At 42.1% G+C, this 23,873-nt stretch carries 22 protein-coding genes and 9 pseudogenes; 12 read left to right on the forward strand and 19 right to left on the reverse strand.

Annotated features, from left to right (window positions below; translation table 11 throughout):
* Positions 1 to 53: 53 nt before the first annotated feature.
* The 9 genes and pseudogenes from ACFVQB_RS06895 to gap form a co-directional block, all read right to left on the reverse strand.
* Positions 54 to 1,228 (reverse strand): annotated as a pseudogene (locus tag ACFVQB_RS06895) (IS3 family transposase).
* Between the two features lie 113 nt (positions 1,229 to 1,341).
* Complete coding sequence (locus ACFVQB_RS06900) at positions 1,342 to 2,310, reverse strand: hypothetical protein (protein WP_379435996.1); 969 nt, start codon at positions 2,308 to 2,310, stop codon at positions 1,342 to 1,344.
* A 347-nt stretch (positions 2,311 to 2,657) separates the two neighbouring features.
* Positions 2,658 to 3,578 carry a bacteriophage abortive infection AbiH family protein gene (locus ACFVQB_RS06905; protein ID WP_379435999.1) on the reverse strand — a complete coding sequence of 307 codons (921 nt, stop codon included), beginning with the start codon at positions 3,576 to 3,578 and terminating at the stop codon, positions 2,658 to 2,660.
* A gap of 401 nt (positions 3,579 to 3,979) precedes the next feature.
* Positions 3,980 to 4,327, reverse strand: coding sequence for a metallophosphoesterase (locus ACFVQB_RS06910; protein ID WP_379436002.1), 348 nt, complete (start codon positions 4,325 to 4,327; stop codon positions 3,980 to 3,982).
* Positions 4,218 to 4,781 carry a hypothetical protein gene (locus ACFVQB_RS06915; RefSeq protein WP_379436385.1) on the reverse strand — a complete coding sequence of 188 codons (564 nt, stop codon included), beginning with the start codon at positions 4,779 to 4,781 and terminating at the stop codon, positions 4,218 to 4,220. Before ACFVQB_RS06915 ends, ACFVQB_RS06910 begins: the two co-directional genes overlap by 110 nt.
* 957 nt (positions 4,782 to 5,738) lie before the next feature.
* Positions 5,739 to 5,847, reverse strand: a pseudogene (locus tag ACFVQB_RS06920) (hydrogen peroxide-dependent heme synthase); the annotation flags it as partial.
* Between the two features lie 227 nt (positions 5,848 to 6,074).
* Entirely contained in the window at positions 6,075 to 6,314 is a 240-nt protein-coding gene (locus ACFVQB_RS06925) for a NifU family protein (protein WP_379436004.1), read from the reverse strand.
* A 98-nt stretch (positions 6,315 to 6,412) separates the two neighbouring features.
* Positions 6,413 to 6,775 (reverse strand): MarR family transcriptional regulator, encoded by a 363-nt coding sequence (locus tag ACFVQB_RS06930; protein ID WP_379436007.1) that lies wholly within the window; start codon positions 6,773 to 6,775, stop codon positions 6,413 to 6,415.
* Positions 6,776 to 6,802: 27 nt separating this feature from the next.
* The gene (gene gap / locus ACFVQB_RS06935) at positions 6,803 to 7,813 is read right to left on the reverse strand and encodes a type I glyceraldehyde-3-phosphate dehydrogenase (protein WP_379436010.1); all 1,011 of its coding nucleotides are present in this window, start codon (positions 7,811 to 7,813) and stop codon (positions 6,803 to 6,805) included.
* Between the two features lie 232 nt (positions 7,814 to 8,045).
* On the opposite strand from gap, the gene ACFVQB_RS06940 reads away from it, so the two are divergent.
* Positions 8,046 to 8,645, forward strand: coding sequence for a TetR/AcrR family transcriptional regulator (locus ACFVQB_RS06940; RefSeq protein WP_379436013.1), 600 nt, complete (start codon positions 8,046 to 8,048; stop codon positions 8,643 to 8,645).
* 149 nt (positions 8,646 to 8,794) lie between these two features.
* On the opposite strand, the gene ACFVQB_RS06945 is transcribed toward ACFVQB_RS06940, so the two are convergent.
* The 4 genes and pseudogenes from ACFVQB_RS06945 to ACFVQB_RS06960 all read right to left on the reverse strand — a co-directional run.
* Positions 8,795 to 9,343, reverse strand: a complete 549-nt coding sequence (locus ACFVQB_RS06945) for a DUF420 domain-containing protein (RefSeq protein WP_379436016.1) — start codon at positions 9,341 to 9,343, stop codon at positions 8,795 to 8,797.
* An 88-nt stretch (positions 9,344 to 9,431) separates the two neighbouring features.
* Positions 9,432 to 10,025, reverse strand: a complete 594-nt coding sequence (locus ACFVQB_RS06950) for a response regulator (RefSeq protein WP_379436019.1) — start codon at positions 10,023 to 10,025, stop codon at positions 9,432 to 9,434.
* A 133-nt stretch (positions 10,026 to 10,158) separates the two neighbouring features.
* Positions 10,159 to 11,003, reverse strand: a pseudogene (locus ACFVQB_RS06955) (amino acid ABC transporter ATP-binding/permease protein); the annotation flags it as partial.
* 8 nt (positions 11,004 to 11,011) lie between these two features.
* Positions 11,012 to 11,140 (reverse strand): annotated as a pseudogene (locus ACFVQB_RS06960) (glyceraldehyde 3-phosphate dehydrogenase NAD-binding domain-containing protein); the annotation flags it as partial.
* 524 nt (positions 11,141 to 11,664) lie between these two features.
* Between ACFVQB_RS06960 and ACFVQB_RS06965 the strand changes: the two are divergent.
* The 4 genes and pseudogenes from ACFVQB_RS06965 to ACFVQB_RS06980 form a co-directional block, all read left to right on the forward strand.
* Entirely contained in the window at positions 11,665 to 12,108 is a 444-nt protein-coding gene (locus ACFVQB_RS06965; RefSeq protein WP_379436036.1) for a DUF2306 domain-containing protein, read from the forward strand.
* 172 nt (positions 12,109 to 12,280) lie between these two features.
* Positions 12,281 to 12,373: pseudogene (locus tag ACFVQB_RS06970) on the forward strand (sugar ABC transporter permease); the annotation flags it as partial.
* 84 nt (positions 12,374 to 12,457) lie between these two features.
* A complete protein-coding gene (locus ACFVQB_RS06975; protein WP_379436039.1) occupies positions 12,458 to 13,648 on the forward strand; it encodes an MFS transporter in 1,191 nt (396 codons plus the stop codon).
* Between the two features lie 663 nt (positions 13,649 to 14,311).
* A pseudogene (locus ACFVQB_RS06980) lies at positions 14,312 to 14,739 on the forward strand (IS110 family transposase); the annotation flags it as partial.
* 31 nt (positions 14,740 to 14,770) lie between these two features.
* On the opposite strand, the gene ACFVQB_RS06985 reads toward ACFVQB_RS06980, so the two are convergent.
* Complete coding sequence (locus ACFVQB_RS06985; protein WP_379436042.1) at positions 14,771 to 15,010, reverse strand: NifU family protein; 240 nt, start codon at positions 15,008 to 15,010, stop codon at positions 14,771 to 14,773.
* A gap of 664 nt (positions 15,011 to 15,674) precedes the next feature.
* Positions 15,675 to 16,274: a TetR/AcrR family transcriptional regulator gene (locus ACFVQB_RS06990; protein ID WP_379436045.1), complete on the reverse strand. Its 600-nt coding sequence runs from the start codon at positions 16,272 to 16,274 to the stop codon at positions 15,675 to 15,677.
* 412 nt (positions 16,275 to 16,686) lie between these two features.
* Between ACFVQB_RS06990 and ACFVQB_RS06995 the strand changes: the two genes are divergently transcribed.
* The 4 genes from ACFVQB_RS06995 to ACFVQB_RS07010 all read left to right on the forward strand — a co-directional run bounded on the left by ACFVQB_RS06995 (position 16,687) and on the right by ACFVQB_RS07010 (position 19,047).
* Complete coding sequence (locus tag ACFVQB_RS06995; RefSeq protein WP_379436048.1) at positions 16,687 to 16,884, forward strand: response regulator; 198 nt, start codon at positions 16,687 to 16,689, stop codon at positions 16,882 to 16,884.
* Positions 16,850 to 16,999, forward strand: coding sequence for a hypothetical protein (locus ACFVQB_RS07000; protein ID WP_379436387.1), 150 nt, complete (start codon positions 16,850 to 16,852; stop codon positions 16,997 to 16,999). The genes ACFVQB_RS06995 and ACFVQB_RS07000 overlap by 35 nt, the downstream gene beginning before the upstream one ends.
* Positions 16,989 to 17,636, forward strand: coding sequence for a DUF2306 domain-containing protein (locus ACFVQB_RS07005; RefSeq protein WP_379436050.1), 648 nt, complete (start codon positions 16,989 to 16,991; stop codon positions 17,634 to 17,636). The genes ACFVQB_RS07000 and ACFVQB_RS07005 overlap by 11 nt, the downstream gene beginning before the upstream one ends.
* A 211-nt stretch (positions 17,637 to 17,847) precedes the next feature.
* Positions 17,848 to 19,047: an MFS transporter gene (locus ACFVQB_RS07010; RefSeq protein WP_379436053.1), complete on the forward strand. Its 1,200-nt coding sequence runs from the start codon at positions 17,848 to 17,850 to the stop codon at positions 19,045 to 19,047.
* A 156-nt stretch (positions 19,048 to 19,203) separates the two neighbouring features.
* Here ACFVQB_RS07010 and ACFVQB_RS07015 read toward each other — a convergent pair.
* Positions 19,204 to 19,437: pseudogene (locus ACFVQB_RS07015) on the reverse strand (DUF420 domain-containing protein); the annotation flags it as partial.
* On the opposite strand from ACFVQB_RS07015, the pseudogene ACFVQB_RS07020 reads away from it, so the two are divergent.
* Positions 19,416 to 19,835: pseudogene (locus ACFVQB_RS07020) on the forward strand (SDR family oxidoreductase); the annotation flags it as partial. The pseudogenes ACFVQB_RS07015 and ACFVQB_RS07020 overlap by 22 nt on opposite strands.
* A 253-nt stretch (positions 19,836 to 20,088) precedes the next feature.
* Here the strand turns inward: ACFVQB_RS07020 and ACFVQB_RS07025 are convergent.
* A pseudogene (locus ACFVQB_RS07025) lies at positions 20,089 to 20,499 on the reverse strand (TetR family transcriptional regulator C-terminal domain-containing protein).
* Between the two features lie 496 nt (positions 20,500 to 20,995).
* Positions 20,996 to 21,154 carry a hypothetical protein gene (locus tag ACFVQB_RS07030; protein WP_379436056.1) on the reverse strand — a complete coding sequence of 53 codons (159 nt, stop codon included), beginning with the start codon at positions 21,152 to 21,154 and terminating at the stop codon, positions 20,996 to 20,998.
* 267 nt (positions 21,155 to 21,421) lie between these two features.
* Here ACFVQB_RS07030 and ACFVQB_RS07035 point away from each other — a divergent pair, with 267 nt between their 5' ends.
* Positions 21,422 to 22,198, forward strand: coding sequence for a MerR family transcriptional regulator (locus tag ACFVQB_RS07035; RefSeq protein ID WP_379436058.1), 777 nt, complete (start codon positions 21,422 to 21,424; stop codon positions 22,196 to 22,198).
* Between the two features lie 100 nt (positions 22,199 to 22,298).
* A complete protein-coding gene (locus ACFVQB_RS07040; RefSeq protein WP_379436060.1) occupies positions 22,299 to 23,099 on the forward strand; it encodes a CPBP family intramembrane glutamic endopeptidase in 801 nt (266 codons plus the stop codon).
* Between the two features lie 371 nt (positions 23,100 to 23,470).
* Here ACFVQB_RS07040 and ACFVQB_RS07045 read toward each other — a convergent pair whose 3' ends face one another.
* Entirely contained in the window at positions 23,471 to 23,824 is a 354-nt protein-coding gene (locus ACFVQB_RS07045; RefSeq protein ID WP_379436062.1) for an AbiH family protein, read from the reverse strand.
* Positions 23,825 to 23,873 lie beyond the last annotated feature (49 nt).

The following is a 23,873-nucleotide window of genomic DNA, read 5'->3' on the forward strand; positions in this document are numbered from 1 at the left end:
TAACAAAGCAGCCGAACATAATGAAGTGCCCCCTTAAAGTTAGACAAATATTTTTATGCAATTTGTTGGGCATGAGCTCGGTATTGTACCGGACTCATGCCTTTTAATTTTGACTTGATGCGTTTGTGATTGTAGTAATCCATGTATCGTGCTAGCTCTTGCTTGAAGTGATCTACACTTTCAAATTCATGAAGATAAAAAAACTTTGACTTCATAATGCCAAAGAAGTTCTCCATTACTGCGTTACCATAACAATTCCCTTTGCGTGACATGCTCTGGGTAATCGCTTGTCCCTTTAAAGCCTGTCGATACTGCTTCATCTGGTATTGCCAGCCTTGATCTGAATGCAGGAGGAGTTCATCCCCGCTATATAAGCGTTTAAAGGCGTTATTTAGCATCTCGGAGACTAATGAATACGTGGGAACGATATTTCTTCATACGCACCACAGATTGCAGGCCTAATTCTTTCATGATACGCAGTACTTTTTTATGGTTAACTCGGTGTCCACGATGAACTAGTTCATCACGGATACGACGATATCCATAACGCCCCTGATGTTCCTCATAAATGGATTGAATAAGGAGTTTTAGATCTGCGTCTAGATCGGGCTTATCAAACTGCTTCACCCAGTAATAGAAGGTACTACGTGGGACTTCAGCGAACGCTAACAATGCAACCACCGGAATTCAAGCCTTAATTCATAGACGACTTGCGCTTTGTCTTGTTTGGTGATTTTTCCTTGTTTTGAACTAAGGCATTCAACTTTTTTAAGTAGGCGTTTTCCATACGCAAACGTTCTAATTCAGCTTGTAGAGCTTCAACCGATCCCTCAGCAGGTTCTTGCTTTTGAAGTCCTTTTTTATTCTTATCCGTCATACGATGACGCCCCTTTATCTTTGGTTTTAGGGCGTCGATCCCATTTTCATTGAACTGACTGCGCCACCTTCGAATAACCCCTGGAGAAGAGATATTGAAAATGACAGCAGCTTCATTTGGAGACGTCCCATTTTCGTTCATATAGTTGAGTACGTCTAGTTTATAGGTTAGAGAGTAAGCTGTATAGGTTTTTTCAAAAGCTTTTAAACTGTGATATTCGTATTGCTTGATCCACATACGCAGGATTTCATGATTAATTCCTAAGGATTTCGCAATGCTTTTAATCCCTTCATTTCCTGATAAATATTGATGAATAGCTTCTATTTTCAAGTCTAAATTAAATTTTGACAAAAAAACTGCACCTCCAATTGTTAGATGGTGTCTAACAATTGGGGTGCAGTTCAATGGATCAGCTGCTTTCTTAGTATTATTAAGCTAACGTTTCCCGTTAGTTTAATGATAAATTATTCAGTTAGTCGTTTAAATTTGAAGAGCTCGAGTAATGCATAGAAGAATCGAAGTGTATCTTCCTGAGATGTGATTCTATCTTCAAACTCCTCATACAATGCATTAGCTAAAGCGTGATTTCTATTTAAATTCCCTCCATAAAATCCATAAACTGCTCGTGAAATTGTCCAAGCAAATGAAGAACAATCAAGGCGTCTCTTTTGTGACGCTTTACCCGCAGTTGTTTTCCATGCCCAGATTTCTGCTAACGCGTTTAATGCCATCTCAGGAGTTTCTGAACTGAATTCCGGATCAAAGCCCTCATCGCTCCCCATCTGCATCACTTCATCAAGGCCTATCGGTTTTCCTAAAACCAAACTTAGGTCCTTTCGCATTAAGTCACGAATCAACGGAAAGTCTATTGTTGAGAAATTTAATAAATCCTCTTTCCAGAACCATGAGTCATCGGGGTCTTTTATCTTTGTGAAATCAATTTCATTAATTTCATTCAATTGGCCCGGTGTTAAATCAGCGAGCCTAATATTATTTTTTTTTAAAGTAGTTGTAGTTTGAGGTGACTCTTTATAATAGCAAACACCATTCTTACAACCAAATTCTAATATGTATCCGGTGTCTTCATAGACTAATTTCTCATCGAAGTCAGCAGGCCTTGCTTTCTTTACATATTCAACAAAAAATTGAGCTGCATTAAGAACTGAGGCTTCATTTTCATTGCCTGCTATCGCAAGTCCACTAGGTCCCTGATAAACTGTAATTTCATAAGAACTTTGAACATTGTCTGTAGCTGTGATGGTGTATTGAAAGGCATTCTCCGCATTGGATGTTTTATAATCAGGTTTTCCAAACAGCGTCAACAGAGCTCCTCTAAATTGAGCGAGTTCTTCCCTATCTCCAATCTCTGGGGTAAGTATCTTCGAACTTTCAGAGTCATTAATATTATTTTTACTTGCGATAAAATCATACATATTCCTTTAGACCTTTCTTTGTTTAATTTAATTCAATCATATTAAAGGATGAAATAAATAACAATAAATATTCACTTCAGATCACATTAGAACCTCGAGATGTTGTTAAACTAACCTGCCCGTTAGTTTAATGAAACGAAGAGCAAGATGCCGATTAGATATACGCCTAATCGGCAATCGGACTATGTTCTTGTCCATTCCGGCAATCGGTACAAGTTCTTGTCCTTGACTTGGGACAAGAACTTGTACCGATAAAATAAAAAAGCCGCTAAAATAGCGACTTCAATGGGAACATGTTCTTGTCCCTCGACAACGGAGTTTAATCCTTTTGTTCACCCTCAGCCAGATTACAAATCGTAGAACTCATCTGATTGTCTCATTTCAATCCGATCAGGGTCGATTCCACATTCAAGCAAACTGTTATACATAGCTTGCTTCTCACCTTCCCAATAATAATAAACTATCCACTTAGCCTGCTCCTGTGAAAGCTTATCTATACTGCTGAAATAAGGAAGATCCACACCGGCGATAGAATGACCGATAGAGATAATTTCATCGATACATTTCCCTCGTAATCTATCCAGTTTGTACATATAGTCTTTTATGTTCTTGTAGGTCTCCTCGTAATAACGTTGAATTGCCCCACAGATGCTCATCAGTTTTTCATCAAACTTCTCTTCTGCTTCACCTGCTTGTTCTTGGATCTCTTCCATTCTTGTAATATTACCATGCCCCAGTATCGGGTCATCTCCGAATGGACCATTATTCAATGACCCATGGATATGTACAATGTCTATATCGTCAATTTCATAGACTTCTTCCAATACAGCTGTATAGTTGAAATTCAAGTACAATGCGTTTTCAAATGAAAGATTAAATGATGTTTTCTGTTTCACATCTTTGAGATCAATAGTAGCAACCCATTCTTTTAAATATACGGCTAACCGCTCAATGTACTTATATTCTTCTTCAAAATATTGGTCTAAGGTATCTTTGATCCCGAAATCTCCGCTCTCAAGCCCCATATCCATTTGCACAGCGTTCTCAATGATTTCAATTGTATCAATATTAGCAAGATTGGTTTCTAAGTCATTCCATAGCATGGCTTTCTTCGCGTCATCATCATATCCTGGGTAAATTTCATAATGACTCTCAAAATCGTAAAGGAATTCAGGATAGTTGACTTTTAAAAATTCTCGGAAGTTCCAATAGCTTGTCGGCAAACGATGCCCTTGATCAAATCCATTACCAATAATAAATAATTTCATTCTTCTACACATCCTCATATTCATGATGGACCAGTTCTTTCAATATAGCGACTGTCTGTCTCGTACATCGCGCCATTCTCCAAAATGAAGGTGTAAGACTCCCGAGTCATTAAACTCCATCAATAGCCTTGATGTCTTCAAACTGTTTGCTAAGATAGAGAGAAAAGTTTTGACCTGTTTTCAATACGTTTACCAGCTGCTCAAGCTCCTTCACGTGTGCAGAAGGACACACAAATTCTTTTGACCGATGCGCACCTTCCGTAGCACTATCTATTCAGTAGTGAGGCTTGTTTTATAATATCCGTAGACATTTTCACTTAGCGCTTAGTCATGTTTATATCCATGCTCCCAAAATAATTACAGCGGACGGCACGGTGAACCGATCGTGTAGGTGCGGTCATTCATTTGATTCGCCCAGATGTCCAGTGTATACGAAAGACTATGCCCAATAGCCTGAATACCGTAGGTGAATTCATGCCACATCCCGATTCCTCCATATCGCACGCCATCCCATTCGAAGCTGTCTCCTTCCAGGAAGTGAACCCCTTCGATACTGCTGCTACTAACGCCTTCATCTCCACCCAACGGTTTATCGAGGTCTGCAGCTTGTAGCGTTCCTTGCTGTTCACCAGATAATAGTCATGATTGCCCGCAACTAGCAGAATATGAGTATAGTAGCGTTTGAGTGCACACAGTAGCGCATAGTTTTGCTTGTTGCGGTGCCCCAGGTCTCCGGTAATGACCAGCACCTGCGGAATCGCTTAAATTAACGGGGTGAGCGCCAAATACAGCACGTATATGCTTAAAATAGGCATTGTCATCTGTATGAAGATTGTCGTCAATAAATACATCCTTTTCACCACTGAAGGGAACCTCAGCTACATTAATTATTGTTCGATGTAATTGTTTAATTGATTCCCATACAATATCAATTGCTGATATGTAAGTAAAAACCTCCAACCCTATTGGTCCTAGTTTCCTGTCGAAGGAGAATTTCTCCATAGCTTCAACACCTACATCAATCCAATCCATGCATGCACAAATTATGTTCCAATAATTTATTCCGTCCTTTTTCCTATAGGCATCTAAAGTAAAATTGGAGTTTGCATTTACCTGTTTTCTGAATTCGTCTATTACATTAGAATTAATCATGACAATCTCCTCACTGGTAAGAAGATTTCTCCTCTCCCTTTTTTCTACCATTAAAGAACCTATGTCCTCAAACGGTTTGTTACCCACATGTTACATAGATACAAGCACAAGTGTTAATTCCGAAAACAGCGTTACATGCCCCTTATACCGGATCAAATATTAAATTAACTGTTTGTTTGGCTTACTTTTCAAATTGTACAATAACTATCTGACTTCCATCAGCTGGTAAACACTTTTCTTCAATAACTCGATTCTGATCATCGTAATTAGACTGCACTTTACTGCTATCAGGATAGGTCATGGATGTTTCCCCCCCCGTAGAAATCATACGTATAAAACAGAGTTTAGATATCGGCCTTAGAAACTTCAAATCAGATATTCATCTAATCGGTAATTAGACTCTAGATACTTGTCCATTCAGGCAAACGGTACAAGTTCTGATCTCTCTTCATTTGTATTAAAGTACGCTAACCTTTTTGTTGGCTTACTGGAACAGATTAAATATCACATTCGAAATTCCCACTATTTTAAGCAGTGGAACAGAGATTTTGCCTGTAGAGAGCAATTTCTCCTTTAATCTCATCACATTAGATCTGACATTATCTTACTAGGTAACAATCTAATCTGCAATGACACAATGTTCTTGTCCTTTTCGGCAAAGGAACCAAGTTCTTGTCCTCCGCTTGGGACAAGAACTTGGTTCCTTAAATCAAAAAAGCCGCTAAAATAGCGACTCTGAATGGAACAATGTTCTTGTCCTTGGACATTTCATGCAGTGTTGATGTACATTGACATAAAGTTCCCTACCAAAATGACACAAAGTTCCCTACTTTCATGCATTTATGCCCTTTGTCTTTAATTTACGGAGCAAATTTGGAACTTTTCTAGTCCTGGTAGGCAACTTTATGATGTCATTCTCCAGTCTGGTAGGCAACTTTATGTCACTCCTGCCTTCCATCCGGGATTCGACCGCCGACCATTCGTAGATAAGCATCATCAAATCATGCTTTGCAGTCTCGCGTTCCTCTGCGGTTGCACCTTTCCAGGCAACCCAGTCGATTGTGCGGAAATCATGCAGCGCGTACCAACCCTCTAGCGTTTCTGCTGCTTCACTCATCTTACTTCAGCCCCCCTGGTTGTTGTGGCTTATCCAATGGCTTTCTTTTTAGAATTTCATTATCTTCTTGAACAAGCTTAGCACCATTTAACAAGTCATAGGCGCCGCTGCATAGAAACAATCATATTCCCAATATATACCAATAAGGCATTTTATTAATTCCTCTCATTAGTGTTATTAACATGGGTTCTCGTAGAATATATCCGCTTCCCCCTACGGCCCTTTTTCTAGAAGACTTGAACGACTTCATGAATGCCATCCACTTCTTCAAAAATGGCACGTTCAATGCCAGCCTTCAATGTGATCGTTGCACTAGGACAGCCGTTGCACTCTCCCAAGAATTTTAATTTAGCCACTCCGTCCTTAACCTCAACCAATTCGGCATCTCCGCCATCGCGGATTAAAAAAGGACGCAGTCTTCTCAATACATCGTCTACCTCTTCGAACAATTCCTCAGAATCTCTCATTTCATGACTCCTTTCATAGAGGCTATGCTATCAGCTTCACTGTTCGCATTTCCTCTTAATCAAAGGCCTTTCTCTCTATCATTCTTTCCTCTAATACATCAATCATGACTTGATAAAAGCTTGATAAAGCTTAACTCTTCACTAGTGCAACGTTCTAGAAACCGGAAGTACCGATCTTGCTCCTGCTTATGCAGCTTTCCGTGCAGTACATATAATTCCTGCGCTTTTGCCGTTAATCTGAAATGGATTTCCTTCTTGTTATCGCTAAGACGGATACGCTTAATAAAACCATCTTCCAATAATGTGGTCATTATCTTTGTTATGCTTGCTTTCGTTAAATCCATTTTTTCGGCAAGTGCTGTATTGTTGATGGGCTCATTATTGCCAATACAGTCAATGACGTGTACAACTGTAAGGTTAGCAGGATATTCGGAAATCCCCTGCTCTTTTGACGCTTGCAACTAAAATCAAGAAGAATTGCAGCGATGTTACTTGGCGATTTTTGCGAAATATTCTAATGTTCTAACCAGTTGCGCGGTGTAAGACATTTCATTATCGTACCAGGCTACAGTTTTCACCAGTTGCTGGTCGCCAACTGTTAGAACTTTTGTTTGAGTGGCATCAAAAAGAGACCCCAATGTCATTCCTCTAACATCGGAAGATACGATCTCGTCCTCCGTGTATCCGTATGTTTCTGGATCTGATGCTTTTCTCATAGCGGCGTTAACTTCCTCAACCGTTACCTTAGTGTTCAAAACGGCTACGAGTTCTGTTACGGAGCCTGTTGGTACAGGTACACGCTGAGATGCACCATCAAGTTTGCCCTTCAGTTCAGGAAGAACTAGGCCAATGGCTTTAGCAGCACCGGTGGAGTAAGGAACAATGTTCTCTGCTGCAGCCCGTGCTGCGCGGAAGTTTCCTTTTGAATCTGGCGCATCAAGGGTATTCTGGTTGCCTGTATAGGCGTGAACGGTTGTCATCAACCCGGACTGAATTCCAAATTTATCGTTCAGAGCTTTAGCCATGGGAGCCAGACAGTTCGTTGTGCAAGAAGCACCCGAAATGACGGTTTCCGTTCCGTCCAGTGTTTCATGGTTTACGTTATACACGATGGTCTTCATGTCGCCTGTTGCCGGAGCGGAAATAACGACCTTCTTTGCTCCGCCTTTCAGGTGAAGCTCGGCCTTTTCTTTGGTGGTGAAGAAACCAGTACATTCGAGTACGATATCTACGCCGAGCTCGCCCCAAGGGATTTCTTCAGGGTTGCGGTTAGCCAGCACTTTAATTTCTTGACCGTTAACAGTAAAAGCTCCATCATGAACTTCGATGTCACCATGGAAAGTGCCTTGTGTAGTATCATATTTGAGCAGATGCGCCAGCATTTTTGCGTCAGTTAAATCGTTTATCGCTACAACCTCGATATTTTCCACCTCTTGAATTCGACGGAAAGCGAGTCTTCCGATTCGCCCAAAACCATTAATGCCTACTTTTACACTCATTGAATAATCCTCCTGTTTCGTTTGAAATCCATTCCACATAAGTTTGTCCAATAGAACTTAAAAGATAAGCACTGAGCCGAAGCCAAACAAGTTTGCCTTTGGAATGGGTTTATTATAAAATAAATGATACCGATCGGTATCTTTATTATATCAGGATTTAAGACGTTGGCAAGGTTTCGGCCGTAATATTTGATATAATGTTAGATTAGAATAAGATCATTCGGAGGAACCTATGAAAAAAGGAGATCGAACAAGAGAGCACATTATTATGAAATCGGCAGCAATCTTTAATCAAAGAGGTTATGCCGGTACATCGTTAAATGATATTATTGCCGACACCAGAATTAAGAAAGGGGGCATCTATCGACATTTTACAAGTAAAGATGAGATTGCGCTTGAAGCCTACAATTATGCTGCCAGTTTGGTTAGCGGGAAATTTGCTGAGGCGGTCGACCAAGAGCAGTCTGCGTCAGGGAGGTTACTTGCATTTTTTCGTGTATATGAAGATGTTGTCGATAATCCACCATTTATTGGCGGATGCCCCATGCAGAATACAGCTGTAGAAAGTGACGATACTCATGCGGAGCTTCGTGATCGGGCAAGGCAAGGGCTGCATACCTATTTGGTTATGATGAAGAGTATAATTCTTGACGGGATGAAAAGTGGGGAGTTTAAGGAAGATTTGGATGCGGATGCACTTGCTTCATTTGCCTTTTCCTTGCTTGAAGGAGGCATTTTGCTCAGCAAATTGGATGGGGATAATAAGCATATGCAAATGAATACAGCATGCTTTGCGTCCTATTTGCAGAATTGTTGTTTAAATATCAGTTAATCGGAAGCGTAAAACAGAATATGATGCCTTATATGATCTCCATAAAAAAGAAAAAAAAGGGTGTCCCTAAGTCAAAGGTTTGGACACCCTCTTTGCCGGTTTATATCAGAATTATTCGAATTAGTATTCCCCTCAATGAGCGAGTTTGTTCAGTAATATGGTTCCATCATTAAAAACACTACTACTCCAGTAAAACTGACATATAGCCAAATAGGCATTGTCCATCGAGCAATGCGCCGATGCTTTTGAATTTGATTCGTCCATCCCCAAACAAGTGTGAATAGGGCTAGCGGTACGATTATTGCGGCAAGGATGCTGTGCGAAATTAAAATAAAAAAATAAATGGGTCTGATCATACCTTGGCCGCCAAATGCCGCTGTTTCTGAGGACATGTAGTGAAAGGTTAAATAAGAAACCAGAAATAATAATGTCGAGGTAAAGGAAGCAATAATGAAACCTTTGTGCACCTCAATGTTTTTTCTCAAAATTGCAATTAAGCTCGATATCAAAAATATAAACGTAAAGCTATTTAAAACTCCATTTATTCTCGGGAAGATGACTAAATCAAATTTGATACTTCCTTTGTATCCTATCGGTGAAAAAAACAAAAGAAGTATAACAAAATTAATAATCAAGGACGTTACAATTATAGGGATCGTATAACTTTTATTATTGGCTGGTTGATCATTTGAGTTCATTTGATCCAAACGCTCCTTCTACAGGCATTACCCAATACGGTATTTTCGATCAATCAATACGGACAAAAGTGACAAGCTCAGTACGATTCTATAATTTCATCTTAATAAGAATATCATTCAGTATAAGCTTCACTTTATTTTTCGGTATTACTAACCGATATGCGATTTCTTCGATGTTAAATCCTCTGCACAGATTTCTTAATACAGCCGTTTCCTTTACGCTAAGAATGGGCTGTACGCCATATGGGATATTCTCGGTAACAAACTGTTTTAAAATTTGATATCCAAGCTCTCTCGGCAGAGTCGCATCCTCGATCAAGAGCGATCTCAGATACTCGTGAAAGGAAGCTGGATGCAGCGACTTGAGCAAGTAACCTTGCGCCCCTCTTTTCAGAGCTTCAAAAAAATACTCAACGTCAGCGCTTTCTGCTTGCAATACGACTAACATTTGGGGATTCATCTTTTTCATTTCTTGAATGATCTGTATACCCTTCATATCGTGTAATTCAACCGCAACAAGCGCAACCTCCGGCTTTAATGAATCGGCGAGTGATATCGCATCCCTTCCGCAGTCAGTTTCCGCTACGACCTCAAATAGCGGATCCAGCTCCAGTAGGTACTTAATCCGCTCTCTATGTTCTTGCGATGGTTCTGCAAGAAACACTCTGTTGATTTGGCTCACCGCTCCACAACCCCTTTTTGGAACCTTAAACCCTATGCCTGTTGCTATTATCGCGTTTTATGTGTTTAGTCGAATGGCCCGAAATGGTTATTTTCCTCGAAAAAAATGACCATTCAGTGTCAAATACTTAGTCCCCCGTTTCGATCACTCTTCCTTGCTCCACGACTACAATTCTGTCCATTCCTTCCAAGCCATTAAGCCGGTGACAGATTAGCAGAAGCGTATCTTCGGACGCCTGTTCGTATAGGTGTGTCAAAACACGTTGCTCTGTCACATCGTCCAGCGAAGAGGTCGGCTCATCCAGCAGCCATAGCTTTCCATTACGAAGCATGGCCCGCGCCAAGGCCAATCGCTGTTTCTCGCCATCTGATAGATTTTCTCCTTTTTCGTACACGGGGTCGGTTAATGAAGTGGTCGGCAATTGCACTTTAGCGAGGATATCCAACAGGTCGCCGTCAGAATGGTCCTCACCATCCATGAGCAAGTTATCCCGGATCGTTCCCCGGAAAAAATGGCTTTGCTGCAGCACGACATTAACCGTTCTCCAAATGCTCGACTCCTCCAGCTCTTGTACCGATATGCCGTTCAGTCGCAAATCCCCGGCCGTCTGAGTACGCAGCTTGAGCAACAACTCAATCAGCGTGAACTTTCCTGAACCGCTAGGTCTGACAATCGCCGTTTTGGATCCTGGTGGAATTTGCAACGAAAAGTTCTTCAACGCTGGCCTCCACTCCCCTTCATATTGAAAGGAAACGCCGGATAACTCAATTGAAACGGCATGGTCGGTATTCAACGTGCGACTTGGCTGCATGTTCGCTATCTTGCTTATATGCTGGCAAAGTGGCCATAGCCGCTGCTTCTTCAAATACAGTTAATGAGGCCATGACAAGCATAGCCAGATATACGCCAGCTAGCGTTCCATCCGTTATCAGATAAGCACCAAGTGCCAACACCCCCCCAGGAAATCAGATAGGTGACATTCTTTTATGATACAAATGATTAACGTTCGTAAGGTCGTTAATTGCTACAACCTCGACGCCTTCCACATCTTGAATTCGGCGAAAAGCGAGTCGTCCGATCCGTCCAAAGCTGTTAATACCTACTTTTACAGTCATTCACAAGTCCTCCTATAAGTTTTATTTATTCCAAAGAGGCGAATACCTCTCAGGAAATCAAAATGGCTCGGCGCTATTTCATTCTGGACCGTCTTGTGCTAAAATAAAAGATACCGTACGGTATCTTTTATTTTAGCACAATTCTAGTGAATGGCAAGGCCGTAATTGTATGATGGTAAATCATCATTTCTAATGCACGACAGTTCGACTATAGTCTCGTTATTGGATTCAGCAATGCCTTATCAGGATGGAATCACTCTTTGCTCTAAGATCAAGAAAGATAATGAGATGCCGGTTATCTTGGTGACTCATAACGACCATTAGATGCTGGAGAGTTTTCAAGCTGGCGCTGATGACTCTAAACAACATGTAAAGGAGTTGCGCCATGACGATTAGTCTCAGTCTCTTGTTCTCGACCTAATTGCTGGTTTTTCATTTCACTGTTCACATTCGCCGTTTCCGTTTTGCCCGGCTGCGCAGTCAACGTGACTCTCGCCGATTGATAGGTAACGCGCCTCAGGCTGATGAACGCTAAAAGTGCTTTCCGCCTCCTGATTACCGTTGCTGCAGCCTTCGTCTTCTGGACGCTTTTGAATCGTTTCGTCCTGGATCCGGATGCGTCGGTTTTTTTGAGCTACAAGACCAAGCTCACCCGTCAGATGAATTTACCTGTCTGGCTAACTATGCTGAACGTTCACGTCATCTTCGCCTGCATCGCAATCGCTGCGGGAGCCATAAACTTTGCTAGTGCCAAGCTCCGTAAGTACCGGAAGACGCATCGTATTCTCGGCTACGTCTATGTCGTCGACGTACTGGCCGTATGTATCACATCAGACTATATGGCTCCTTTTGCGACCGGAGGCAAGGTCGTGAGTGTAGCCTTCAATTTGCTTAATATCATTTGGATATTTATAACAGCGAATGCATACTTGGATAGACAAGGACGGGTTGAAAACCACCGCCGCTGAATGATCCGCAGTTACGCGTTCTGCTTTACAAATCAGATGATACATACGCTTAAGCTTCTCTTCATCAACGCGCTGGGAATGGGCTATGAGGTCGGATATACGGCGAGTGTTATAGGAACGATCGTACTTCTTTTCTTGGCGGCGGAATAGACCATTCGGAGACGAAAAGCTGGCGAGCAGGCTTCGTAAAATATGGCAAATTACTTTGCCTGGGATTAAGCCTACCATTGTTATTTTGCTAATTTTACAAATCGGGAAGATGCTCTGATGAATCTTTGATTATAGATTGATTCCTAATCAAAAAATACCAGTATATCTTTTTTCAATAATATAAATAGGAGTGAATATTGTGTCTGTTACCAAATCAAAAGCATTTATTATTTTCATCCTAGCTTTCGGGATTTTTGGAATCATTAATACAGAGATGGGCATTATCGGGATATTGCCACTCATTGCTGAAAACTTTGGAGTTAACGTTTCAACTGCAGGCCTGCTTGTTAGCCTATTCGCACTCGCAGTTGCAATTTCAGGTCCTATCTTGCCATTGTTATTCTCAGGATTTAACCGTAAAGGTGTTATGCTTCTTGCTATCGGGCTATTTGTGGTTAGTAACGTTGTTTCTATGTTTGCCCCCAATTTTACAATAGCCTTAATAGCAAGAATTGTTCCTGCATTCCTACATCCGGTTTACGTGTCTGTTGCCTTTACTGCAGCTGCTTCCTCAGTTAGTCCAGAAATGGCTCCAAAAGCAATCGGTCGTGTATTCATGGGTCTCACCGCGGGTATGATTATTGGAACTCCAATTGCCTCTTTCATTGCGGACTATGCGAATCTTGAGATAGCGATGTTATTCTTTGCTGTTGTAAATGCTTTGACATTCTTGGCCATTCTTCTCTTTGTCCCTTCCCTTCCCGTGAAACAAAAACAGTCTTATGGCTCACAGGTTCGTATTTTGAAGAAAGGTGTTGTTTGGGCAGCCATCTTTGGTGCAATCTTTAACCTTTCTGGTATGTATGCAACATTCAGCTTCTTTGCAGAGTACCTTGGGCGTGTAACGGAAATGTCTTCAAATACGATCAGCTTAATGCTTATTCTATTTGGTTTATCAGGGATGATAGGTAATTTACTCGCAGGTAAATTACTTACAAATAATGCGTTAAAGACTGCCTTTGTCTATCCACTCGTGTTTGTTGGTAGTTATTTGGTACTATTCTTGCTCGGATCGTTTACTGTTCCCATGATACTTCTTATTGCTTTCTGGGGCGTATTGTTTACTTTTGGCCTTAATATCTCCCAGTACATGATCACTTCATCCGCGCCCGAAGCACCAGACTTCTCTAACGGTCTGTTCGTAGCGTTTTCAAATCTTGGAGTTACCATTGGCACAATGGTTAGTGGTGCGTTTATCAATGACATGGGTATTCAAAGCGTCATATGGGTAGGAATTGTCTTCTTGTTACTTGGGTTCTTATCTATCCTATTATTTATACCTCTTACCCGTAAGTCCAATATAAAAGATGCATCCAAGTTAGCAGCTTAATATCTCTCCAACAAAAAAGGTCTTGAGTCGTTTGGTATTCCAACCTAACGATTCAGGACCTTTTATATTTATCAATCAAACAAGATTTTTAATAAGATCCTCAGAAATTTTATCTAAATAAGCTTGCAATACATCTCGTTGAAAAGTAATGTTCATGAATTTGGCTTCACAAATGCTCTGTATTAAACCCGCAATTTCAAGTTCCTTAATATGGTAGGAAATTGTAGCTGCACTCACGTTATGTGTCTCAAGCAAAACACTGCACGGCAGAGGTTCAGAAGCCTCTCTTATTTCTTTGAATGTGAACCCGCCTAGGTTCAGCGAGTGCTCTAGATATTCTATTAAATTGCGATTCCGTTATATCCGACATTACCCACGCCTCCAATGCAAATAAGTGTAGTAACGCCAAGCGCCTGCCTTGCTCAAAACATTAGAAAGCTAAAATAATGCGTAATTTCCGATTAATACTGTAAGTGAACTAGCATAATTAGAGTAATACATTGCATAGAAACAGTTCCACACTTTTTAGTCAATAACGTGTGTTCAATTGATTCTGTGCTGCTTTCGTTTTTTTAGAGAAGAACATTTTTATTAAATGCGCGCTAATAAAAATGGCGTTCACCCAATAGAGTGAACACCAGGTATTAACAATAATGAAAAAATAATATCCTGCAGGAGGCCCATGTTGCTAGAGCCGTTAACTTCCGTGGGGTCCTCTCTGCAATCCTTTAGTTTTTAGTAATGACGAAGATGGATTCAAATCCCTCGACCGTTGGATTCGCGACTTGTTAGCTTCATTTAAGCTATCCCAAGTTATCGTTGGTATAGAACCGACTGGACATTACTGGTTCAGCCTTGCTGGTTGGCTAAAAAACAATGAAATTGAGGCCGTACTTGTTAATCCTCACCTTGTTAAAAAGATTAAAGAAAACCGCGACAATACACGCTCTAAAAGCGACAAAAAAGATGCTTTGGTTATTGCCGACATGGTGAAAAACGGCTACTATTCCCCTGTCCGTTTCCAATCCTCTGAGTACGAGGAACTGCGAGTACTCATGGCTAACCGTGAAACTGTCGTTAAACGACTTGTAAAAGAAAGCTGTTTGTTGGTCACCCTTTTTTCTAGAAGACTTGAACGACTTCATAAATGCCATCCACTTCTTCAAAAATGGCACGTTCAATGCCAGCCTTCAATGTGATCGTTGCACTAGGACAGCCGTTGCACTCTCCCAAGAATTTTAATTTAGCCACTCCATCCTTAACCTCAACCAATTCAGCATCCCCGCTATGGCGCATTAAAAAAGGACGCAGTCTTCTCAATACATCGTCTACTTCTTCGAACAATTCCTCGTAATCTCTCATTTTATGACTCCTTTCATAGAGGCTGCGCTATCAGCTTCACTGTTCTCATATCCTTAATCAATGGCCTTTCTCTCTATCATTCTTTCCTCTAATTCATCAATCACTCTTGGTAAAACTTAACTCTTCACTAGTGTAACGTTCTAGAAATCGGAAGTACCCGATCTTGCTCCTGCTTATGCAGCTTTCCGTGCAGTATATATAATTCCTGCGCTTTTGTCGTTAACCTGAAGTGGATTTCCTTCTTGTTATCGTTAAGACGATACGCTCAATAAAACAATCTTCCAATAATGTGGTCGTTATCTTTGTTATGCTTGCTTTCATTAGATCCATTTTTCGGCAACTGCTGTATTGTTGATGGGATCTTTATTGTCAATACAGTCAATGACAAATGGGCCATCTGCTTCGTTCTCGAGAGCAACTGGCCATTTTTTATGCTACAGAATCATTAAGTCTGAAAAAAAAACTAAGTTCTTCAGTGGCCTCAGAATTCCTCGGCGGTCTTTTTCTCGTTTTCGATTAATACACCGAGCTCATCCCTTGTAGACGTTATCCTCGACAATGTGTTCGGGACTAAAGGGAGGCAAAAAGATAAGTTCAAGACAGTCGCGCTGCTTCTTAAGGAATCGCTCGAGCACCTTGGCGTGATGTGCCAGTTCACCACAGTTTAACTGGTCTTTAAGCAGCATTGCTGCAAATAGGACGAGAAGATTGTTATATTCATTAGCATGTGCTTGTTATCCCCATCCAATTTGCTGAGCAAAATGCCTCCTTCCAACAAGGAAATTGCAAATGAAGCAAGCGCATCCGAATCCAGATCTCCCCTAAACTCCCCAGCTTTAATCCCGTCACGAATAATACTTTTCATCATATCCAAGAAGGTATGCAGCCCCTGCCTTGCTTGACCATAAAGCTCCGAATGAGTATCGTCACTTTCTACAGCTGTATTCTGCATGGGGCATCCGCCAATAAATGGTGGATTATCGACAACATCTTCATATACACGAAAAAATGCAAGTAACCTCCCTGACGCAGACTGCTCTTGGTCGACCGCCTCAGCAAATTTCCCGTTAACCAAACTGGCAGCATAAATGTAGGCTTCAAGCGCTATCTCGTCTTTACTGGCAAAATGTCGATAGATCCCCCCTTTCTTGATTCCGGTATCGGCAATAATATCATTTAGCGATGTACCGGCATATCCTCTCTGGTTAAAAATTTCAGCCGATTTCATAATGATATGTTCCCGTGTTCTGTCCCCTTTTTTCATGAGCTCCTCCGTATGAACCTTATTCTAATCATTTATTGTAAACAAATTATACAATATCGACCTTGCCATTCACTAGAATTATGCTAAAATAAAAGGTACCGTTCGGTACCTTTTATTTTAAACCAAGATGGTCCAGAATGAAATAGCGCCGAGCCATTTTGATTTCCTGAGAGGTATTCGCCTCTTTGGAATAATAAAACTTATAGGAGGACTTGAGAATGACTGCAAAGTAGGTATTAACGGTTTTGGACGGATCGGACGACTCGTATATAGCCCCATTGAGTTATTCTTGTTTTTCGATTCGTATCGCATAATGAATATGTAGGGTAGGCAAGGACAAGGAAGTGATTATTGCTCGTGATAGACGCATTCAAATGCTTCTTAAATCAAATCTTGAGAAGGTCTCGTTATATTGGATTCAGCAATTCCTTTTCAGGATGGAACCACTCTTTGCTCTAAGATCAAGAAAGATAATGAGGTGCCGGTTATCGTGGTGACTCATAACGACCATCAGATGCTGGAGAGTTTTCAAGCTGGCGCTGATGACTCTAAAAAACATGTAAAGGAGTTGCGCCATGACGATCAGTCACAGTCTCTTGTTCTCGCTTAATTGCTGGTTTGTCGTTTCACTGTTCACATTCGCCGGTTTCCGTTTTGCCCGGCTGCGCAGTGAACGTGATTCTCGCCGATTGATAGGTAGCGCGCCTCAGGCTGATGAACGCTAAAAGTGCTTTCCGCCTCCTGATTACCGCTGCTGCAGCCTTCGTCTTCTGGACGCTCTTGAATCGTTTCGTCCTGGATCCGGATGCGTCGGTTTTTTTGAGCTACAAGACCAAGCTCACCCGTCAGATGAATTTACCTGTCTGGCTAACTATGTTGAACGTTCACGTCATCTTCGCCTGCATCGCAATCGCTGCGGGCGCCATAAACTTTGCTAATGCCAAGCTCCGTAAGTACCGGAAGACGCATCGTATTCTCGGCTACGTCTATGTCGTCGCCGTACTGGCCGTATGCATCACATCAGGCTATATGGCTCCTTTTGCGACTGGAGGCAAGGTCGTGAGTGTAGCCTTCAATTTACTTAATATCATTTGGATATTTATAACAGTGAACGCATACTTGCATATTCGACAAGGACGGGTTGAAAACCACCGCCACTGGATGATCCGCAGCTACGCGTTCTGCTTTACAAATCAGATGACTCATACGCTTATGCTTCTCTTCATCAACGCGCTGGGAATGAGCTATGAGGTCGGATATACGGCGAGTGTTATAGGAGCGATCATATTTCTTTTCTTGGCGGCGGAATGGATCATTCGGAGACGAAAGGCTGGCGGGAGTACAGTGTCGTTTCGGCGATAATAAACATCCACCGCTTCTTTGTGGACGGACTCACAAGCCGATGATTAAACCGCTGGAGGTACGCATTCTTTATGAAACGGAGAATCGATGGGAGGAAAAAGCTATAAAATTCAAGTGACTTGTTGAAAAACTAGGGTAAAGGTATGGGGCTGCTATTTGAAATAGTGGGCCCATGTTTTCTTTTTGAAAAAATAGATAGGTGGTTTTTTATTTGGATGCAGGAAATATAGAAAATAAACCAGCAAGTAAAAGCTCGACTTTGGCGTTACTAGCGCTAACACTAGGGGCATTTGCGATTGGAATGACTGAATATATTATTATGGGGTTACTTCCTGAAGTGGCCAAAAGCTTGCAGGTGTCCATCCCCTTAGCGGGGCTGCTCATTACCGGATATGCACTGGGTGTGGCTATAGGAGCTCCCATCATCACAGTTGCCACTCATCGAATGAAGCGAAAGCAGTTGCTTCTCTTTCTTATGATTCTGTTCATAGCAGGTAATGCATTGGCTGCTCTTGCACCCAACTATGGAATATTAATGGTAGCTCGTATCGTGGCTGCATTAACTCATGGGTCCTTTTTTGGTGTTGGATCTGTTATTGCAGCTGGACTGGTTCCTAAGGAAAAACGGGCTGGAGCTATTGCCATCATGTTTACCGGTCTGACACTTGCAACTATTCTTGGCGTTCCTATCGGTACATTTATTGGTCAAACCTATGGATGGAGATCCTCCTTTTGGACGATCACTATAATAGGACTGATTGCTTTGATTGGGATTGCCATACTCGTTCCAAAAGTAAAGGCATCTTCATCAAGCCTAAAGCAGGAGCTTGGTGTACTGCGTCGACCAACAGTTTATGTTGCTCTTTTGATGACGACGTTTGGTTTTGGAGGAGTCTTTACAGCGTTCACGTATATTTCGCCGATTTTAACTGATATTACTAAGTTCCCGGTAAGTTCCGTTTCTTACATCCTTGTTTTGTTCGGAGTCGGCAGCGCGCTTGGAAATATTGTTGGGGGCAAACTGGCTGACCGTAAATTAATGCCATCTCTCCTTGGGATACTCGTTGTGTTGGCCATAGTTTTAGCAATATTATCAATTACGGATCAGTATAAAGTGCCTGCTTTGATTACTATTTTTGTATTGGGAATGGCCGCTCTTGGAACTGTACCGGGATTGCAGCTCCATATGCTGAATACGGCCAAAGAAGCTCCAACGCTAGCGTCGTCTTTAAATGTTGCGGCTTTTAACCTGGGTAATGCGCTTGGTGCGTATATCGGAGGCTTGGTTATAGATTTACAATTTGGGGGAGGACTAACAGCCGTTCCTTGGGTTGCTTCCATCGTAACCGTCGTGGGAATTTTATTTACGCTCTGGGGTGCTCAACAACAAAAGAAGAGTATTAGGCTTTAATTTTGGGCTGTCCCAAAGTCATGATGACGGAGGGACGCCCCTTTGCCGGTTTATATCAGAATTATTCGAATTAGTATTCCCTTCAATGAGGGAGTTTGTTCAGTAATATGGGTCCATCATTAAAAACACTACTACTCCAGTAAAACTGACATATAGTCAAATAGGCATTGTCCATCGAGCAATGCGCCGATGCTTTTGAATTTGATTCGTCCATCCCCAAACAAGTGTGAATAGGGCTAGCGGTACGATTATTGCGGCAAGGATGCTGTGCGAAATTAAAATAAAAAAATAAATGGGTCTGATCATACCTTGGCCGCCAAATGTCGCTGTTTCTGAGGACATGTAGTAAAATGTTAAATAAGAAACCAGAAATAAACGAATGGAACCGAATGGTTGATGTCAATATCCGCGGAGTTCTGCATGGGATTGCTGCGGGTCTTCCCGTTATGAAAGAGCAGCAAGCCGGTCACATGATTAACATAGCATCCATCGGTGCCAATGCGGTCTCACCGACGGCAGTGGTATACTGCGCAACCAAATAAGCCGTCCGTGTCATCACCGAAGGCTTAAGGTTCTGACATTCGGGTAACACTTATTTCTCCCGGCGTGACAGCTTCCGAGCTCGCGGATAGCATTTCGGATGTCGAGGCCAGGGACTGATGAAAACTTACCGACGCGATGCCCTTCCTGCTTCCGCAATCGCCAGTGCCATCGCTTATGCCATTGGGCAGCCAACAGACGTCGACGTGAACGAGTTGGTGGTCCAGCCCACAGCCCAGCTTGCGTGAAGCTAGTATGGATTAAATTCATGTAATTAAAATGAATCAGACAGCGTCAATTAGTGGGCTGCCATCTTTGCTTTTAAAGTATACCCGATCCGTTAGAGTAAAATCCTATGGAGCTTCATTAATTTTCGGGGATCGCGGGATTGTATAAAGGTTCTTGTCTTAATACAGCTCTGTATATAAGTTCCGAACCGATGGATAAAATACAGTCGCTGGGGGGATTTTTTACTTTCAAGTCGATGGGAATATCATTTGGCTAACGGATCTTTAAGCAACATTGCTGCAAATAGATCGAGAAGCTTGCTGTATTCATTTGCATATGCTTGTTATCACCATCCAACTTGCTAAGCAAAATGCCTCCCTCCAACAAGGAAAATGCAAACGAAGCAAGCGCATCTGAATCCAGATCTTCCTTAAACTCCCCTGCTTTAATCCCGTCTTGAATAATACTTTTCATCATATCCAATTAGGTATTCAGCCCTTGCCTTGCTCGATCACGAAGCTCCAAATGTGTATCGTCACATTCTACAGTCGTATTTTGCATGGGATATCCGCCGATAAATGGTGGATTGTTGACAACATCTTCATAGACACGGAAAAAAGCGATCAGCCGACCTGACGCGGACTGCTCTTGATCGACCGCCTCAGATAATTTTCTGGAGTCCAAACGTGCAGCATAATTGTAGGCTTCAAGCGCAATCTCGTCTTTACTGGCAAAATGTCGATAAATACCCCCCTTTTTAATTCCGACGATGTACCGGTATATCCTCTCTGGTTAAAAATTTCTGCCGACTTCATAATGATGTGTTCTTGTGTCCGATCTCCTTTTTTCTGGGCTCCTCCGAATGAACTTTATTCTAATCTACTATTATATCAAATTAATATTCCTGCGCTTACGCTAGACGCTCCGCCAGCGCCGCTTGCAACGGCTCCAACTCGGACTTGAAATGGAGAAAACAGGCATCAATATACTGGCACATCATGATGCCGTAGATCCGGATGTACCACATTTTGGTGGAGCGGCTTTTCACACGCCTTACCTCAATTCAGCCCCGACCGCCCCCTTACCAATATGCCAGCAAGAAAAAAGGATTGCCCAAGCTAAGACCAGGAACCAGTCAAAGGCAATCCTTTCTTGTAAACGAATAGCTAACGCCTTGCACTTATTTCGACCAAAGCTCAACGCGTTCCTTTACCATCTTTGTAACTTCTTCATTCAGCTTCGCTACGCCTGCGTCTTCCAGGTCCTTCAGGAACTGATCATAGATCTTATCGAAATCTTCCGGCTTCGCCAGAATCGCTTCCGGTATGCGTTTCTTCATAATATCCTGCGTTTTCTGGAAAATAACGTTCGCCTTATCTTTCATACATACGCGTGTTTTTTGTTGCTTTCATCGCTTTTGTCAACATCTCGATCTCTTTGTTCATGGGTCATTTAAATCCCCGCCTTTTTCGGATCGTTACTATTCTTTACCCGAAATATGCGGTTCTTAAATTTATGAGTTCAATCTATATAGAGTAAAAAAAAAGGACTTGAGGTTAAAGTAACTTTAACGTTTATACTAATACTAGAAAGGGGCTAATAAACGATGAGTAAGAAGTATTATACCGTAGGTTCATTCGCTAAACTGACCTCAACACCGAAACCTACGCTGCGCTATTATGATCGCAAAGGGCTGCTCAAGCCAAGCGGATACACTGAGGGCGGATACCGCACTTACACCGATGATGATTTGTTACGGCTCCATCAAATATTGACTTTAAAATATTTAGATTACCCCTTGGATGAAATTAGCAAGTACTTGGAGCAGGACGGCAAGGATTTTCATGCTTCTCTGGAGCTGCAACATGAACTGCTATTACAGAAGCAGCAGCATATCCAGCACGTTGTGGCTACGATTGAACGGGCACGAGTGATTTTTCAGGATAACGATTACATTGATCCAGGGCTTATTATGCAAATGATTCGTTCCATTCAGCATGAGGAGGAGCAGAAACAGTGGCTCTCCGACCGTTTGCCGGATGCACTCGTACAATCGATGTCATTGAGTGGATTAAGCTTGGATGAACGGACTCAGGTAGAACGTAAGATCATGTTAGCGTTCAATGATCTGCTCCTCATGTCCAAGCAAGGGCTGCCACCGGAACATCACCTTGTGCAGGAGTGTGCACTTACTCTAAAGCTGATCATCGAGCAGATGTTTGGACAATCGCTACAGGAACCGGGGACAATTGAAACGTTACAAACGCTAGGGGAGTGGGATCCGCAGCTCTTCCCGAAATTTGATCCAAAACTTATAAACTACTTGATTGAAGCGTTAGGCCATCTACTCACTCAGGGCGCACCACCCCACAATACGTTATAAGTTCAACTAATGATTTTAGGCTCAATGAGTTCTGAGAGGAAGATTCCGATATCTCTAACTAACTCTTGAAAGAAAATATTAATTTATAGTGGGAGTGTTTATGATGTCAATCAATAAAAGCATGCTGCAAGAGCCTTTGAATCCCGGCCTTCGAGTTCGTCCCCGCGTACGATGGGGTGTTCTCGGATATTTCCTCTACATCGCAGTCTTCTACAGTATCTTCGCGCTCAACGGCGTTGACTACCCGCGAATAGGCGAGAGTGAGCATACCCTTCTTCTCTGGTACGTATTGCCGCTATCCGGCGGTGCCGTGCTGGCCTTCACAATAGTTACGATCTACGGATGGTGGCGCCCCGGCCTGGTTGAAAAGCGGCGTCTTTCAGGGTGGACAATGACTCTCCCGATCATCATGATGGTCATCGCAATCGTGAACATGCTGATCGCTGATTTCACCCGTGTTACGCCCCTCATGTGGGTGTATCTCATCGTCGGTAGCATTCTGGTCGGCTTCAATGAGGAAATGATTCACCGAGGTCAGTTAATAGTCGCTCTGCGCAGCCGATTCGGCGAAACTGGGGTTTGGCTGCTCTCAACTGTGATGTTCGCAGTCTTCCACCTGCCGGGCTTGTTCCTGGGCCTCGGGGTGAGCGTCCTGTTCCAGGTACTGATCGCTTTTGGCCTCGGTTCGATCTTCTACCTTGCCCGTCGGTCTACCGGATCGATCGTGTTCGGAATGCTCCTGCACGGACTCTGGGACTTTAGCATCTTCTCTACGTTTAGCTCGTCGTCGTTTCCAGTCGCTGGTTCACTAAGTCCGTTGTTGGCGATCGCTGCCGCGATCACGGTTCCGATCATCCTCCGTCGTGAAAAACGACGTGATAACACCCAAAGTGTGTCATGACCAGTCAGCTGATTCATTTCTACTCCACATTTAATGTGAAAATGCACTGAATTTTTGAAATTAACGGATAAGGAGTCATACCAATCCCTCCATTGAATGTTGTTCAGGCAACTCCATTCAATATGAGAATGTTGGTATGGCTCTTTTTCTCTCTATGATCAAAAAAACGCTTGCGCTAATTAAAGGGCGTTTTATGTGTCTATAGCACCTGCTGCATATAGACAACAGTGCGAAGAAAAGTCCTGTGCTTGCTCCTCCGATCAGTAACATGGCCAAATTACCGCCAAGTACCGACTTATTGTGAAATATGCTTAACGGCATCAACGGGTTCTTGGCGAACTAGTTAAAGCTAAAGATAAAGCGAAATCTGATTATAGTTCTTTTATGTATTGATATTCTCTCATGTGATGGAATTGCAATGTATCAATAATATCATATTCATACTCCAATCCTAGGTTCGTGCGAACTGCGTCATCAATAATACGTTCTAAATCAATATTTGCGAGATTTGTTTCCAGTTCGTTCCATAGAATATTCTTATTTCTAGTATATGTTTCTCCATGATAGTAAGGATCAGATGTGTCAGCTGGGTATATAGAAAAGCTTTCCTCAAAGGAAAATAAAAATTGTCCATGTTCATCCTCAAGAAATGTTCGAAAATCCAAATATCTAGTAGGTAAGCCGTGCCCTCGATCAAAACCATTACCTATCACAAAAAGTTCCAAATTAATTACCCCTTCGAATATGTTCAAATTTTTATAGATCTATTATTAA

This window comes from Paenibacillus sp. NPDC057886, from assembly GCF_042796655.1.
Taxonomy (GTDB): domain Bacteria; phylum Bacillota; class Bacilli; order Paenibacillales; family Paenibacillaceae; genus Paenibacillus.